Raw genomic sequence first — 15,194 nt, 5'->3', positions numbered from 1 at the left:
AGCGTGTCCGCGGCCGCGCCGCGACACCCGATCCGAAGGAAGCGCCACGTGTCCCTACCGTCCAAACTGACCCTCACCGTCGCCGGCCAGGCCGCCGCCCAGTTCGGCGCGCGCGCGCAGATGGCGTTCGCGCAGCGCGGCGGCAGCATCGGCCGCGCCGACGACAGCGACTGGGTGCTGGCCGCGCCCGGCGTGTCGCGCACGCATGCGGTGGTGCGCTATCTCAACGGCATGTATTTCATCGAGGACCGCAGCACCAACGGCATGCTGCTCAACGGCGCCGCGCTGCAACGCGGCGACCCGGCCGCGCTCGGCGACGGCGACCGCCTGCAGCTGGACAGCTTCGAGATCCAGGTGCAGCTGCAGGCCGAAGCGCCCGCCGCACCGCCACCGCCCGCCGTGACGGTGCCCGACGACACGTCGGACCTGACCCAGGTGGTGCCGGCGGCGTTGCCGCCGCACGTGGCCAGCAGTGCGCCCAGTGCCGGTGTTGGCGCATTCGATTTCGACTTCGGTCTGCCCGGATTCGGCGGTGCCGCCGCGCCTGCGGGCGGCGCCTACGACGACGCGCTGCTCGGCGATCTCGGCGTGCCGGGCGCGGCCGGCGAACTGGACCCGCTGCGCCTGCTCGATCCGCTGCCGGCGCCGACCGCGCCGCCGCAGCCGACACAGAGCTGGAACCATAGCGATGCCGGTCACGACCATTTCCGCGTTCCCGCGCCGCCGGCAGCGGCCGCGGCGCGCGGCTTCGAACTGCCGGAAAACTGGGATCTGACCACCGGCGACTTCGCGCCAGCGGCGCCGCCGGCGGCGAGCGCCACGGCCACGCCTGCCGCGCCGCAGCCGTTCGCGGCGCAGGCTGTGCCCTCGGCGCCGTCCACGCAGATGCCGGACGACGTGGCGCGGATCTTCGAGATTGTGGTCGATGGGGTGATGGAGGTGCTGCGTGCACGCGCCGAGATCAAGAACACCTTCCGCCTGCCGGTGACGGTGATCCAGCGTTCGGAGAACAACCCGCTGAAGTTCGCGGCCACGCCCGAGGATGCGCTGCAGAAACTGCTGGCGCCGCCGAGCCCGGCGTTCCTGTCCGGCGTGGCCGCGTTCGACGACGCGTTCGACGACATCCGCTGCCACCAGATGGCGATGCTGGCCGGCATGCGCGCCGCGTTCGAATCGATGCTGTTCCACTTCAGCCCCGACCGGCTGGAGCAGGAGGTGGACGCCAGCGGCAAACGCTTGGCGTTCGCCGGCAAGGGCCGCTACTGGGAGCGCTATCGCGACAACTTTCAGGCCCTGGCCAAGGACCCGGACGAATGCTTCCGGCGCCTGTTCGGCGACGAGTTCGCCCGCGCCTACGAGGCGCAGCTGGCGCGGCTCAAGTCGGCAAGGCGCGCCGGCAAACCGCACCTGTAGGAGCGGCTTCAGCCGCGACAGGCAGTGTCCGCAGCACGTGTCGCGGCTGAAGCCGCTCCTACAAAAAGCTGCGTGGTCGCAGAGACAGGAACGCACGCGCGGCACATGCCGCCGACACCATGGTGCGGGTGGCCTGTAGCGTGTCGTCGATCGCGTCGGCGACGCGCTGCATATCGACGCACAACACCAGGAAATCGAAGGCGCCGGTCCGCAATGCACGCTGCGGTCGGCATCGTTGCGCAGGCCATCGTCTCGACGCAGTGCAGCGCCACGGCATCCCCGCCGCCCTGAGACGAATTGTCGGGTAGCGCGCATCCGCGCTGGCCACACTGCATCCCGCCAGCCTGGACTGCGCGCGCCGCGCGCCGCGTCCGGGCCGTCGGCAAGGGGATCGCACATTGGGGTCGGCTGCTGCGTCCAACGCGGCGGCCGCATCGCCATCGACAGCAGCGGACACGGCGGATCATGCACAACAACAAGGTCGTCTGGAGCGAGGGGCTGTTTCTGCGCCCCCAGCATCTGCAGCAGCAGGAGCGCTACCTGGAGCGCTACGTGGAGCTGCGCGCCGGCGGCCTGCATGCGCATGCCTGGGGCTTCTCCGAACTGGAACTGGAAACCGATCTGCTGGCGATCGGCAAGCTCGGCATCCGCCGCGCGCGCGGCGTGTTTCCCGACGGCACGCCGTTCGCGATGCCGGGCGACGATCCGCTGCCGCCGGCGCTGGACGTGGAGCCGAACTGGCGCGACCAGACCGTGTACCTGACCCTGCCGCTGCGCGCGGCCGCGCAGGCCGACGTGGGCCGCGCCGAAGCGCCGCCGGACCAGTTGTTCCGCTACCGGGTGCGCGAGACCGAGGTCGACGACGCCTCCGGCAGCATGCAGGGCGCGGTGCTGATGGAAGTGGGCGGGATGAGCACGCGCCTGTTGCCGCAGTCGCAGCCGCTGGACGGGCTGACCCGGATGCCGCTGGCGCGCATCGTCGAATCGCGCGCCGATCGCCAGGTGACGCTGGACGAGGCGTTCGTGCCGACCGTGCTGGCCTGCCAGGCGGCGCCGCGGCTGGCCACGTTCCTGGTCGAGCTGCTCGGCCTGCTGCACCAGCGCGGCGAAGCGCTGGCCGCGCGGGTGTCGGTGGGCGATCGCGGCGGCGCGGCGGAGATCGCCGATTTCCTGTTGCTGCAGGTGGTCAACCGCTGGCAGCCGCTCATCGCGCACTGGGCGCCGGCGCCGCTGCTGCATCCGCAGGACCTGTATGCGGCGCTGGTCGCGCTGGCCGGCGAACTGAGCACCTTCACCACCCCGGGCAAGCGCCCGCCGGCGTGGCCGGCCTATCGCCACGACGCGCTGCAGCCGAGTTTCGAGCCGGTGATCGCCAGCTTGCGCAGCAGCCTCAGCGCGGTGCTCGAACAGACCGCGCTGCCGATCCCGGTACAGGCGCGCAAGTTCGGCGTGTGGGTGGCGATGGTGCCGGACGCGGCCTTGTTCGACAGCGCCGCGTTCGTGCTCGCGGCCAAGGCCGACGTGCCCGCAGAAGAGCTGCGCCGGCAATTGCCGCTGCAGGCCAAGATCGGCCCGGTGGAGAAGATCCGCGACCTGGTCAATCTGCAGCTGCCCGGTATCGCGGCGATGCCGATGCCGGTGGCGCCGCGGCAGATCCCGTACCACGCCGGCTACCTGTATTTCGAATTCGACAAGCAGTCGCCGCTGTGGCGCACGTTGAAGGGCTCCGGCGGCATCGCGTTCCACTTCGGCAGCGAGTTCGCCGGGTTGGACCTGCAGCTGTGGGCGATCCGGAGCTGAGCGCATGAATTCACGTCCGCCCGTCGATCCGTTGAGCGATGCCACCATCATGCGTCCGCAGCGCGGCGCCGCAACGCCCGCCGCCGCCGCACCGGCCATGGCCTCCGCGCCTGCGCCCGGAGATGCCGACATCAGCGAATTCCTCGGCCGCAGCGTCAACCCGCTGGTGCAGGCGGCCAGCCCGCTGTTGCTGCTGGCGGTACAACTGCGGCACAGCGTGGCGCTGCCGGACGTGGCGCGGCTGCGCGAGCAGGTGACCGCGCAGGTGCGGCGCTTCGAGCAGCGTGCGCGCGACGGCGGCGCGGCGCCGGAAGCGGTCACCGCCGCCCGCTACGTGCTGTGCGCGATGCTCGACGAGGCGGTGCTCAATGCGCCGTGGGGCGAGCACAGCGGCTGGTCGCAGAAGACCTTGCTGGTGGTGTTCCATGGCGAGTCCTACGGCGGCGCCAAGTTCTTCCAGATCCTCGAACGCCTGTGCGCGGACGTGCCGCGCCACGTCGACCTGATCGAGCTGATGTACCTGTGCCTGGCGCTGGGCTTCTGCGGTCGCTACCAGATCGAGGCCGGCGGCCGCGCCAAGTTGGCCGAGATCCAGGACGACCTGTACCGGCGCATCCGCGCCCAGCGCGGCGCCGCGGCGGACACGCTGGCGCCGCATTGGCAGGGCGTGGACGACCGCCGCCGGCGCCTGGCGCGCTACCTGCCGCTGTGGGTGGCCGCATTGGGCATGGCCTGCATCGTGTTGCTGGCGTTCGCGTGGTTCAACGCGCGGCTCAATGCGCTGTCGGCGCCGATCAGCGCCGCCGCCGCGCAGATCGGCCTGCAGCGCGGCACGCCGCCGGATGCGCTGCGGCCGCCGCCGCCGCGGGTCACGCTCAAGCAGTTGCTGGCGCCGCAGGAGCGCGCCGGCCTGCTCGTCGTCGAAGAACAGGCCAACGGCCAGGCGCGGGTGCGGCTCAACGCCAACGCGATGTTCGCCTCCGGCGGGGTCGAGGTCGATCCGGACCAGCTGCCGCTGCTGGGCAAGATCGCCGCGGCACTGGAGCAGCTGCCGGGGCGGGTGATCGTGGTCGGGCATACCGACGACCAGCCGCTGCGTTCGCTGCGCTTCAAGGACAACTACGCGCTATCGGCCGCGCGCGCCGACGCGGTGGCGCAATTGTTGGGGCAGCGCCTGTCGGTGCCGGGGCGGATCGAATCGGCCGGCGCCGGCGATTCGCAGCCGGTGGCCGTGCCGCCGGACCTGGCGGCCAACCGGACGCGCAACCGCCGCGTCGAAATCCTGTTCCAACCGGGGGAGTGAGCGCCGTGGGCAAGCTGCTGGGAATGCTGCGATCCGGTTGGGTCGTGACCATGGTCGGGCTGCTGCTGGCGGCGCTGCTGATCTGGCTGATCGGCCCGTACATCGGCATCGCCGGACACCAGCCGCTGGCCGGCGCGGTGCCGCGGCTGCTGCTGATCCTGCTGCTGGTCGGCGCGTGGGCCGGCTGGCTGCAGTGGCAGCAACTGCGCGCGCGCCGGCAGAGCCGCCAGCTGGCCACCGAGATGGCCACGCCGTCGGCGCTGGACGCGCTCGGCGACGACCGCCAGGCGCGCGGCGCCGACGAACGCGACCAACTGCAGGCGCGCTTCCACGAAGCGGTGCAGATCCTGCGCAAGCGCCGTGGCGGCGGCGATCTGTACACGCTGCCGTGGTACGTGGTGATCGGCCCGCCCGGCTCGGGCAAGAGCACCTTGCTGCAGCATTCTGGCTTGCACTTCCCGCTCGCCGCGCGTTTCGGCCAGCAGGCGCTGCGCGGCATCGGCGGCACCCGCAACTGCGACTGGTGGTTCACCGACGAAGCGGTGTTCCTGGATACGGCCGGCCGCTACACCACGCAGGATTCCGATCGCCAGGTCGATGCCGGCGCGTGGATCGATTTTCTGCGCCTGCTGCGCCGCTACCGCCGCCGTCGCCCGCTCAACGGCGTGCTGGTGACGATGAGCATGTCCGACCTGCTGCTGCTCGACGACGCCGAGCGCGACCTGCACGTGCAGGCGATCCGGCGCCGCCTGGACGAACTCAGCGAGCAGCTGAAGATGAGCGTGCCGGTGTACCTGGTATTCACCAAGTGCGACCTGATCGGCGGCTTCGGCGAGTTCTTCGACGATCTCAATCCCGAGCAACGCGCGCAGGTGTGGGGCGTGTCGTTCCCGCTGCCGCGCAGCCTCGACGGCAGCGCCGCGCGCGGCTTCGCCGACGAGTACGCGCTGCTGCAGGAGCGGCTCAATGCGCGCCTGTTCGAACGCATGCACGTGGAGCGCGACCGTTCCCGGCGCGCGGCGATCCTGTCGTTCCCGCAACAGTTCGCCGCGCTCGGCGAAGCGGCGCGGCAATTCGTTGAAGGCGTGTTCGCCGGCACCGCCTACGGCACGCCGCCGTTGTTGCGCGGCGTGTACCTGACCTCCGGCACCCAGGAAGGCACGCCGATCGACCGCATGATGGGCGCGGTGGCGCGCACCTTCGGCCTGGCCGAAGCCAGCGTGCAGGCGCCGGGCGCGCAGCGCCGCACCTTCTTCGTCGGACGCCTGCTCAGCCAGGTGCTGCTGCGCGAATCCGGCCTGGCCGCGCGTGCGCCGGCGCTGGAGCGGCGCCGCGCCTGGCTGCAGGCGGCCGGCTACGCCGGCATCGCGCTGCTCGGCGTGCTGCTGCTGGGCGGACTCACCGGCAGCTACCTGGGCAACCGTGCCTACCTGCAGCAGGTGCGCGCGGCGCTGGATGCGCGCCCGCACAGTCCGGACCCGGACAGCGCGGCGACCACGCCGCAGTACTTCGCATTGGCGCTGCAGCAACTGGAGGGTACCCGCGCGCTGGCGCAGGTCGCGCAGCAATATCGCGACGGCGCGCCGTGGTCGATGCGGATGGGCCTGTACCAGGGCGATGCAGTCGGCGAGGAACTGCACGACGCCTACCTGCGCCAACTCAACGGCACCCTGGTGCCGGGCGTGGCGTTGCGCCTGCGCCAGGGCATGGCCGAGAACGCGGGCGCGCCGCAGGCGCTGTACTACTACCTCAAGGGCTACCTGATGCTGGGCCAGCCGCAGCATCTGGACGCGCCGCAGCTGACCGCGCTGAGCGCGATCGAATGGCGCAAGCTGTTTCCCGCCGACACGGTGCTGCAGCAGGCCCTGGCCGGGCATTTCCAGACGCTGCTCGACGAACCCGGGCGGCTGCGCGCGCTGTCGCTGGATCCGGCGCTGCTGGAGCAGGCGCGCAACACGCTGCGTTCGGCCGACCTGGCCACGCTGGTGTACGGCAACCTCAAGCTGTCGCAACCGCAGGCCGGCGCCGAGCCGCTGCAGCTGGACAAGGCGCTGGGCTTGCTCGGCAACGTGTTCCAGCGCAACAGCGGCACCGCGTTGTCCGAACCGCTGCCGGCGCTGTACACGCAACCGGTGTTCGCCGCGCTGGCCGGGCAGGGCATCGGCGAGGCGGTCGAACAGTTCGTGCGCGACGACTGGGTGTTCGGCCCGCGCCGCATCGACGCGCTGGGCAAGGCGCGGCTGGTGCAGCAGGTGCGCGTGCTCTACGAACAGGACTACATCCGCTACTGGGACAGCCTGCTGGCCGACCTGCATCTGCAGCCGGCCGCCGACCTGCAGCAGGCCAGCGCGATCGCGGCCAAGCTGGCCGGGCCGAGTTCGCCGTTGCGGCTGCTGCTCGGCGTGGTTCGCGACAACACCCAGCAATTGCTGCGTGCGCCGCCGCCCAAGCCCGGGCAGGACGCGGCGAGCAAGGCGGCGGGCAAGGCCGGCGCGAAACTGGCGGCCAAGCTGCCCGGCGGCAACGCGGCCATGGCCGCGGCGCTGGCCGCCAGCGGCGACGCAGGCGATGCCGCTGGCGCGCCGCCTGGCGAGGCCATCGCCAACCATTTCGCCGCGCTCAACGCGCTCGCCAGCGGTGCGCCCGGCGCCACGCCGTTGGACCACCTGCTCGGCGTGCTCGACCAGCTCAGCAAGACCCTGCTGACGATGACCGATCCGGCCACCGCCACACCGCAGCCCAATGCGCAATTGCTGCTGGCGCGACAGGAAGCGGCGCAACTGCCGCCGCCGCTGTCGGGCTGGTTGCAGGCGTTGACCGGCAGCAGCGCCGCGCTGATGACGCGCGGCGCGCAGACCGCATTGGACGCGCAGGTGCAGCAGGCGGTGGGCGTGGTCTGCGGCGAATTCGTCAAGGGCCGCTATCCGTTCGATCCGGCCAGCGCGCAGGAGATCCCGCTGCAGAACTTCGGCGAACTGTTCGGCGTCGGCGGGCGCTTCGACGCGCTGTACCGCGACGCACTGCAGAAGCTGCTCGACACCAGCGGCCGCGACTGGCGCTGGAAGAGCGGCCCGGATGCGCTGGCCGGCGCGCCGGGCTTGCCGGCGCAGCTGCAGCTGGCCGAGCGCATCAAGCAGAAATATTTTCGCGGCGCGGTGCAGCCGGAAGTCGGCTTCACCGTGCTGGCGCCGATCCTGGACGCCGGCGTGGCGCGGCTGACCGTGGACATCGAAGGCCAGCGCTTCGACTACACCGCCGGCGGCGTCGACAGCATGCCGATGAAATGGCCCGGGCCCACCCCCGGCCACGTCAGCATCGCCGCCTTCGGCGCCGACGGCGCCGCGCTGGGCCGGCTCGACTACCAGGGCGACTGGGCACTGTTCCGCGCGCTGCAGGCCGGCGACCTGCAGAACCCGTCGGACCTGCGCTTCGTCGCCCATTTCGACGTCGGGGGCCATGCGGTGCAACTGCCGCTGCGCGCCGGCAACCTGCGCCATCCCTTCCTCGACGCCGACGTGCGTCGCTTCGCGTGTGGGGGTTGAGGATGCAGCCGATGGCATTGCCCGGATTCTTCGGCAAGCTGCCGAGCGCCGGCGACTTCGTGCAGCGGCGGCTGCCGCCGGCATTCGTCGAACCGTGGGACCGGCATTTCTCGCAACTGATCGCCGGCGCGCGCGAGCAGCTCGGCACGCAGTGGGCACCGGCCTACCGCGGCAGCGGCCTGCATGCGTTCGTGCTCGGCAATGGCCTGTGCGGCGGAGTGGCCTGGGCCGGGGTGCTGGGGCCGGGCGAGGACCGCGTCGGCCGCTGTTTCCCGCTGGCCATCGCGTTGCCGCTGGCGCAGGCCGCGCCGGACCGCAGTTGGTATGCGCGCGTGGCCACGCTGCTCGGCCACGCGCTGGCCGATCGCGCGCTGGGCGTGGAGGCGTTCGACGCGCAGCTGCAGGCGCTGGCGCCGGATCCGGACGCCACCGCCATTCCCAATGCGCCGCGCGCGCTGGCCGGGCAGGCGTTGTGGTGGAGCGGCGACGGCGTGGTGCAGCACAGCGTCGGCCTGTTGTCCGCTCACGACTATCTTGGCTGGCTGACATCGGCCGCGCTCGCGCTGCCGGAGGCCACGCGCTGATGACCGCACACCACTATCGCTCGGCCGGGCATACCGAAGTCGGCAAGGTGCGCCGCCACAACGAGGATGCGCTGCTGCTGCGCGACGACGCCGGGCTGTGGGTGGTCGCCGACGGGCTCGGCGGGCATGCCGCCGGCGACTACGCCAGCGGCTTGATCGTCGAGCGCCTGGCGACGCTGCCGCGCGCCGCCGACGTGTGCGATTTCATCGAGGCGATCGAGGACGCGCTGGCGCAGATCAACAGCGAACTGCTGCACTGCGCCGCACAGCGCCAGGTCGACATGATCGCCTCCACCGTGGTGCTGCTGGTGCACGACCCGGATTTCATGCTCTACGGCTGGGTCGGCGACAGCCGCGGCTACGGCCGCCTCGGGGGGGCGCTGCGCCAGCTCACCCGCGACCACGTGCATGGGGTCAAGGACGACGCCACCCAGTTCGCATACGCCGGCGCCAGCGCCGAGCCGACCGCCAACGCCGGCGTGCTGACCCGCGCGGTCGGCGCGCAGGAACCGCTGTTCGTGGACTGGGTGCTGGCGCCGAGCGCGTCCGGCGCGCAGTTCCTGCTGTGCAGCGATGGCATCAACAAGGAAATCCCCGACCCGGAGCTGGATGCCGAGTGCCGCCTGCATGGCGAGCCGCAGGCGCTGCTGACGCGGTTGTTCGAATTGGCGATGGGCCGGGCGGCGCGCGATAACGTCACCGCCGTCGTCGTCCGCCTGCAGGAGTGAAGGACGTGCATGAAGATACCGCTACCGTCGTCGAGCTGGTCGCCGCGATGCGCACCGGCGAGCTGGACCTGAAGGCCGTGCTCGACGCATTGGCCAAACGCAGCGCCGTGCCCGAGGCCGACTACCGGGCCGGGGTGGAAACGCTGTGGCAGCTGCGCCAGCAGCATCTGCTCGACGACGTCACCGTGACCACGCTGGTGACCCGCCTCGACGCCTTGCGCGCGGACGGCGGTACTGCGCCCGTGGCCGCGCCGATCGACGACGACGCCACCGTGGTGATGCCGCGCCGTGCGCCGCCGCCGGCTGCGGTCGACGACGAAGCCACCCGCGTGCAGCCGGCAATGCCGCTGCCGCAGGCCGGCGCCGACCGCACCGGCGCGACCGGCACCGGCACCGGCGGCGCGACCGGCACCGCGGGCACCGCCAGCCTGGCCAGCTGGCAGCGCCTGGCCGATGCCGCCGGCGGCGATTACGCCACGGTCGGCACGCTGCTGAAGAGCCGCTTCTACCTGGAGCGCGAACTCGGCCGCGGCGGCATGGGCGTGGTCTACCTGGCGCGCGACGAACGCAAGGTCGAGGCGCGCGATCGCGACCCATGGCTGGCGGTGAAGGTGCTCAGCGACGAGTTCCGCCGCCATCCCGATTCGTTGATCGCGCTGCAGCGCGAGGCGCGGCGCTCGCAGAAGCTGGCCCACGACAACATCGTGCGCGTCTACGACTTCGACAAGGACCGCACCCTGGTCTTCATGACCATGGAGTACATCGACGGTTGCGACCTGAAGACGCTGATCCGCGAGCAGGCCTATAACGGCATGCCGCTGGCGCGCGCGCGGCCGCTGATCGAGGGCATGGCGCGGGCCCTGGCGCGGGCGCACGCCGCCGGCGTGGTGCATTCGGATTTCAAGCCGGGCAACGTGATGGTCACCCGCGACGGCGTGGCCAAGGTGTTCGATTTCGGCATCGCCCGCGCCGGCAAGCACGCCGCCGACGTGGCCGGCGAGCAGACCGTGTTCGACGCGGCCACGCTCGGCGCGCTGACCCCGGCCTACGCCAGCCTGGAAATGATCCGCGGCCAGGAGCCCACGCCGGCCGACGACATCTACGCGCTGGGCTGCGTGTGCTTCGAACTGCTCACCGGCAAGCATCCGTTCGACAAGCTCAGCGCCGAAGTGGCCTTGCGCGACAAGCGCGTGCCGCCGCCGGTGCCGGGCCTGACCAAGCGCCAATACCAGACCCTGTGTGCGGCGGTGGCGTTTCCCGCCGCGCAGCGCCTGGGCAAGGTCGAGGCGCTGCTGGAAGGCCTGCGCGAGGTGCCGCTGCGCGAGCGCACGCTGCCGCTGCTGGGCTACGGCACCGCGGCGCTGGTGCTGGTCGGCGCCGGCGGCTGGGGCGCGTCGCGCTATCTGCATCAGCGTCATGTGGAGCAGGTCACCGCGCGCTTCGGCGCCGCCGATCCGCAGCGTTACGTCGACGAGACCCAGGCGATGCAGGCGCTGGCCAGTCTCGACGACGACGACCGCCGGCGCCTGCTGGTGGACCGCGGCGACCTGATCCAGGATTTCCTGCTGCGCCGCCTGGATGCGCTGTGGAATCCGGCCAGCGGGCGCTACGACTACCGCGGCGCGCTGCAGGCGTTCGCGCTGCGCGACCGGTTGCGGCTGTATTCGCCGGCGCTGGACGCGCGCCGCGAGAGCATGGAGCGCGAGAAGAACGAACGCCTCAACGCGCTGGATACCGCGCTCAACGCGCAGATCGCCGCCGGCGCCATCTTCCGCGACCGCGCCGACAACGCATTGGCCACGCTGGACCAGGTGCGGCGCATCGATCCGAACAGCGCCCTGCTGCGCCACCCGGAACTGGAGCTGCGCCTGGACGCGGCGATCCAGCAGGCGGCCGACACGCAGCAGTGGGCGCAGGCGCGCACCCGCCTGCAGCAGGCGCGCGCGGCGCTGCCCGATTCGCTGCGGCTGCAGTTGCGCGGCGCGCAGCTGGAACTGGCGCAGCACCATGCCAGCCAGCCGGCGGTAGCGGCGCTGCACGATCCGGCGCAGGCGCGCAAGGCGCTGGCGGCGCTGCTGGCCGAGCCTTCCGCCGACCCGGACTGGCAGGACAACGTCGAAGCGGCGCTGGCGGTCCTGCCGGCGGCCGAACGCGATGCGCAGGACGCGGCGCTGGCCGCGGCGATCGCCGCGGCGGTCGCGCCGCAGAGCGATCCGCTGCAGTTGCCGGGCGCGCAGGCGCTGGTCGATTTCGGCCTGACCCAGGCGCCGCAGACGCCGCAGCTGCTGGCCCAGCGCGAGCGCCTGCAGACCCTGCAGCAACAGTTGCAGACCATGCTGGCGCGCCAGAGCGCCGAGGCCGAAGTGACCTCGCGGATCGAATCGATGCGCCGCGCCGCGGCCGCCAACGATCTGGACAAGGCGCGCCAGGCGCTGGCGCGCATCGGCGCGCTGCAACCGCAACATCCGTTCCTGCAGAAGGAAGCGCCGCAGCTGCTGGCCGGGGTCTATCTCGGCAACGCTGCCGGCGCGTTCCGCCAGGGCCGCTATCGGCAGGCCGCCGACTTGCTCGGCCAGGGCGTCGCCGCGCTCGGCGACCGCGCCGAACTGCGCGCCGCGCAGGCCCGCTACGACGTCGTCGCCGCGGTGATGGACGGCAGCGCGCAGGCCTTGCCCGCTGCCGCGCGGCAGCAACTCGGCCAGCGCCTGGAGGCGCTGTACCGCAGCGATGCGCAGGCGATGGCGCAGCTGGAAGCCGACCTGAAGGCGCGCGGGCAGCTGCCCGAAGGCACGCTCGGCGCGCGCCTGCAGCGCCAGGCCGGCAGCGATGCGCCCAGTTCCGATGCATTGGCGCCGACAGCGGCCGCGGCCGCAGCGGCCGAGCCGGCCGCCAAGGACGCCACGCGCAAACCCGCGGGCGGCAAGCCCGCCGCCAAGCCGGCGACCGCGCCTGCGGCCAGCGCGCGTGCGCCTGCCGCCGGCGCGGCGAGCGACGAGGAACCGTTGCCGCCGGTGCCGACCGGTCCCGATCCTTGCGCCGCTGCCGCGCCCGGACGCGGCAAGGCCTGCTTCGATGCGCTCGGCGCGCAGCGCGGGCCGATGCTGGTGGTGGTGCCCGGCCTGGCCGGCGGCAAGCCCTACGCGCTGTCGCGCGCGGAAGTGGCGGTGGCCGATTTCAACCTGTTCTGCCAGGCCACCGGCAAGTGCACCGCGCAACCGGCCGGGGATGCGGAACTGGCACGCGCACCGGTGCGCAACATCAGCCTGACCCAGGCCCGCGCCTACCTGCGCTGGCTGACCATCGCCAGCGGCGGCTGGCGCTATCGCCTGCCCACCGATGCCGAATGGCAGCACGCCGCGCAGGCCGGCAGCGACTGGCGGCAAGCCGAGGACAGCAATTGCGTGCCGCCCACCGCCAGCGCTGGCGACGCCAGCCGCGCACCGTTGCCGCCGCGCGGCCGCGAGCCCAATCCATGGGGGCTGATCAATGTCACCGGCAACGTCTGGGAGTGGGTGTCCAGCGGCGCCGGGGTGCAGGCGCGCGGCGGCAGTTTCGCCAGCTATTGGGCCGATTGCACGGTGCAGGCGCGGCGCGCCGACAACGGCTCGGCGCAGCCGGACGTGGGCCTGCGCGTGCTGCGGGAGCTGCCATGAACGAGGCCCAGCAACTGGCCAACGCGCATCTGCACGCGCTCGCCGAGGCCTATCAGCACGGCCGCATCGGCCGCGACGAATACCGCGCGCGGCGGCGCAACGTGCTGGCCTCCGTGCGCGATATCGGCCAGGGCGTGACCCATCGCAATGCGCTGCGGCCGACCGTGGCCACCGCCGCGCCGGCGGCCACGCGCGCCGCGCACGAACCGCTGCGTGCGCTGTTCGCCGACGCGCCGGCGCGCCGCCGCCGGCGCTGGCTCATGCTGTTTATTTTCGTGACGTTGATCGCACTTTTACTGCTATTCTTCGCTGGCGCCTTGCCCGCATTCGCAGGGCAGGCGCAAGCGGCGGCCGATCCCGGCCCGCGCGCGCATCGGTCCGCCGCTGCCGCCGCGGTACCCGGGGCGCAGTGGGGCGAGGCCGGCGCACGACAGGGAATCGTTCCAGGGGAAATCGCATGCGTATGACGTGTCTGGCCGCGGCTGTGTCCGCGTGGCTCGCTGCCGTTCCGGCGTGGGCGCAGCTGCCGCTTGCCGCCGCGGAAACCGGCACCGCGGCCAGCGGCGCCAGCGCCACGCTGCCGCCGTTGAAAGACCGCGAGGACAACGCGGTGACCTTGCAGGTCCGCGGCTTCCGCGTGCGCGATGTCGGCGAACACGCCAAGGCCGGCGTCACCCCGGCCAGCGTGCAGGCGCTGGCCGATGCGCAATTCCAGGCCTTGGCGCAGGGCCAGCCGGTGGTGGCGCTGCGTTTCGAGCAACTGCAGGCGGTGGCCGACGCCATCACCCGCGCCTACCGCCTGTCCGGCTTCATCGTCAGCACCGCCTACCTGCCGGCGCAGACCCCGGGGCCGGAACAGATCGTCGAGATCCGCGTGCTCGAAGGCCGCGTCGGCCAGGTCGAGGTCAAGGGCGCGTCGCGTTACCGCGCCAGCACCCTGGCCGCGCCGCTGCAGGCATTGCAGGGGCGCGCGCTGCGCAAGCAGGACGTGGATAGCGCGCTGCTGTATGTGCGCGACCTGCCGGGCGTGTCGGTGTCCTCGGTGCTGCAGCCGGGCCAGCACGAAGGCGAGACCGACGTGCTGCTGGTCGCCAGCGAGGCGCCGCGCCCGTATGCGATCAGCCTGGGCGGCAACAACTACGGCACCGACCTGACCGGCCGCTACCGCGCCCAGCTCGGACTGGCCTGGAATAGCCCGCTCGGCCTGGGCGATGTGCTGTCCGCCAGCTACGCCTATTCGCTGGATCCGCGGCAGAGCCGGATCGGCGCGCTGTCCTACGCGCTGCCGGTTCCGGCATTGCCCGGATTCGGCGCGGTGATCGGCGCCAGCCGCAGCGAACTGGAAGTGCGCAACGGCGTGTTCGCCACGCTCGGCCTGCAGGGCCCGACCTCGGTGGTCTACCTCGGCAGCGACTGGAAGTTCGTCAATCGCGAGAACCTGCAATGGCAGGCCTCGGCGCGCTACCTGCGCGAACAGTCGCGGCTCAGCGCCGCCGGCATCCAGCTGTCCGACCAGAAGTTCGACGTGGTCGAACTGAGCACCGCGCTGCGCCGTACCGACCTGCGCTGGCGCGGTATCGACCTGCTGCAGCTGAGCCTGCGCCAGTCGCTGCAGGACCGCTCGGCGACGCCGGACCTGGTCAGCCCGGAGCACGACAGCCACTTCAGCATCGCGCGGCTGAGCTATACGCGCATGCAGTACCTCAGCCGCACCCAGCGCCTGTACCTCAAGCTCAATGGCCAGTACAGCGACGACGCGCTGACCCCGATGGAACAGTTCGCTGTCGGCGGACCGGACAGCGTGCGCGCCTATCCGGTGTCCGACGCGCTCGGCGACCGCGGCTACTACGCCGCGCTGGAGTACCACGTCGATGCGCCCGGTTTCGCCGACGCCGCCTCGCCGTTCAACGGCCGGCCGTGGCGCGAGGTGCTGGAGCTGGACGTGTTCGCCGACCACGCGCAGGTCTACCCGGCCAGCGGCAACCGCGCGACCACCGCGGCGGTGAGCACGTTCGATGGCGCCGGTGCCGGCGTCACCTTGCGCGTGCCGCAATGGAAGAGCTTCGAACTGCGGCTCAGCGCCGCAAAGCCGACCGGCGGGCGCGACGCGTCCGACGGACGCGACGTCCGTTTCTATTCGCGTTTCGGTTTCACCTTTTGAGGAATCCGCT

The 15,194-nt window shown here is 72.1% G+C and carries 8 protein-coding genes and 1 pseudogene; all 9 read left to right on the top strand.

What is annotated here, in order from left to right:
- Positions 1–120 precede the first annotated feature (120 nt).
- The 9 genes and pseudogenes from tagH (at position 121) to HEP74_RS20805 (ending at position 15,184) form a co-directional block, all read left to right on the top strand.
- Positions 121–1,413: a type VI secretion system-associated FHA domain protein TagH gene (gene tagH / locus HEP74_RS20845; protein WP_343203505.1), complete on the top strand. Its 1,293-nt coding sequence runs from the start codon at positions 121–123 to the stop codon at positions 1,411–1,413.
- Between the two features lie 465 nt (positions 1,414–1,878).
- Positions 1,879–3,213, top strand: a complete 1,335-nt coding sequence (tssK, locus tag HEP74_RS20840; protein ID WP_185814483.1) for a type VI secretion system baseplate subunit TssK — start codon at positions 1,879–1,881, stop codon at positions 3,211–3,213.
- A pseudogene (gene icmH / locus HEP74_RS20835) lies at positions 3,195–4,516 on the top strand (type IVB secretion system protein IcmH/DotU). The gene tssK and the pseudogene icmH overlap by 19 nt, the downstream one beginning before the upstream one ends.
- Positions 4,517–4,539: 23 nt before the next feature.
- Positions 4,540–8,058 (top strand): type VI secretion system membrane subunit TssM, encoded by a 3,519-nt coding sequence (gene tssM, locus HEP74_RS20830; RefSeq protein WP_185814481.1) that lies wholly within the window; start codon positions 4,540–4,542, stop codon positions 8,056–8,058.
- Positions 8,059–8,069: 11 nt separating this feature from the next.
- The gene (gene tagF, locus HEP74_RS20825; RefSeq protein ID WP_185814480.1) at positions 8,070–8,642 is read left to right on the top strand and encodes a type VI secretion system-associated protein TagF; all 573 of its coding nucleotides are present in this window, start codon (positions 8,070–8,072) and stop codon (positions 8,640–8,642) included.
- Positions 8,642–9,370 carry a PP2C family protein-serine/threonine phosphatase gene (locus tag HEP74_RS20820; protein ID WP_185814479.1) on the top strand — a complete coding sequence of 243 codons (729 nt, stop codon included), beginning with the start codon at positions 8,642–8,644 and terminating at the stop codon, positions 9,368–9,370. Before tagF ends, HEP74_RS20820 begins: the two co-directional genes overlap by 1 nt.
- A 5-nt stretch (positions 9,371–9,375) precedes the next feature.
- Positions 9,376–13,023, top strand: coding sequence for a bifunctional serine/threonine-protein kinase/formylglycine-generating enzyme family protein (locus HEP74_RS20815; protein ID WP_185814478.1), 3,648 nt, complete (start codon positions 9,376–9,378; stop codon positions 13,021–13,023).
- Positions 13,020–13,490: a hypothetical protein gene (locus HEP74_RS20810; RefSeq protein ID WP_185814477.1), complete on the top strand. Its 471-nt coding sequence runs from the start codon at positions 13,020–13,022 to the stop codon at positions 13,488–13,490. Before HEP74_RS20815 ends, HEP74_RS20810 begins: the two co-directional genes overlap by 4 nt.
- A complete protein-coding gene (locus HEP74_RS20805) occupies positions 13,487–15,184 on the top strand; it encodes a ShlB/FhaC/HecB family hemolysin secretion/activation protein (protein WP_185816750.1) in 1,698 nt (565 codons plus the stop codon). The genes HEP74_RS20810 and HEP74_RS20805 overlap by 4 nt, the downstream gene beginning before the upstream one ends.
- Positions 15,185–15,194 lie beyond the last annotated feature (10 nt).

The organism is Xanthomonas sp. SS (assembly GCF_014236835.1).
Lineage (GTDB): Bacteria > Pseudomonadota > Gammaproteobacteria > Xanthomonadales > Xanthomonadaceae > Xanthomonas_A.
This window is presented reverse-complemented; position numbering and strand designations above follow the sequence as displayed.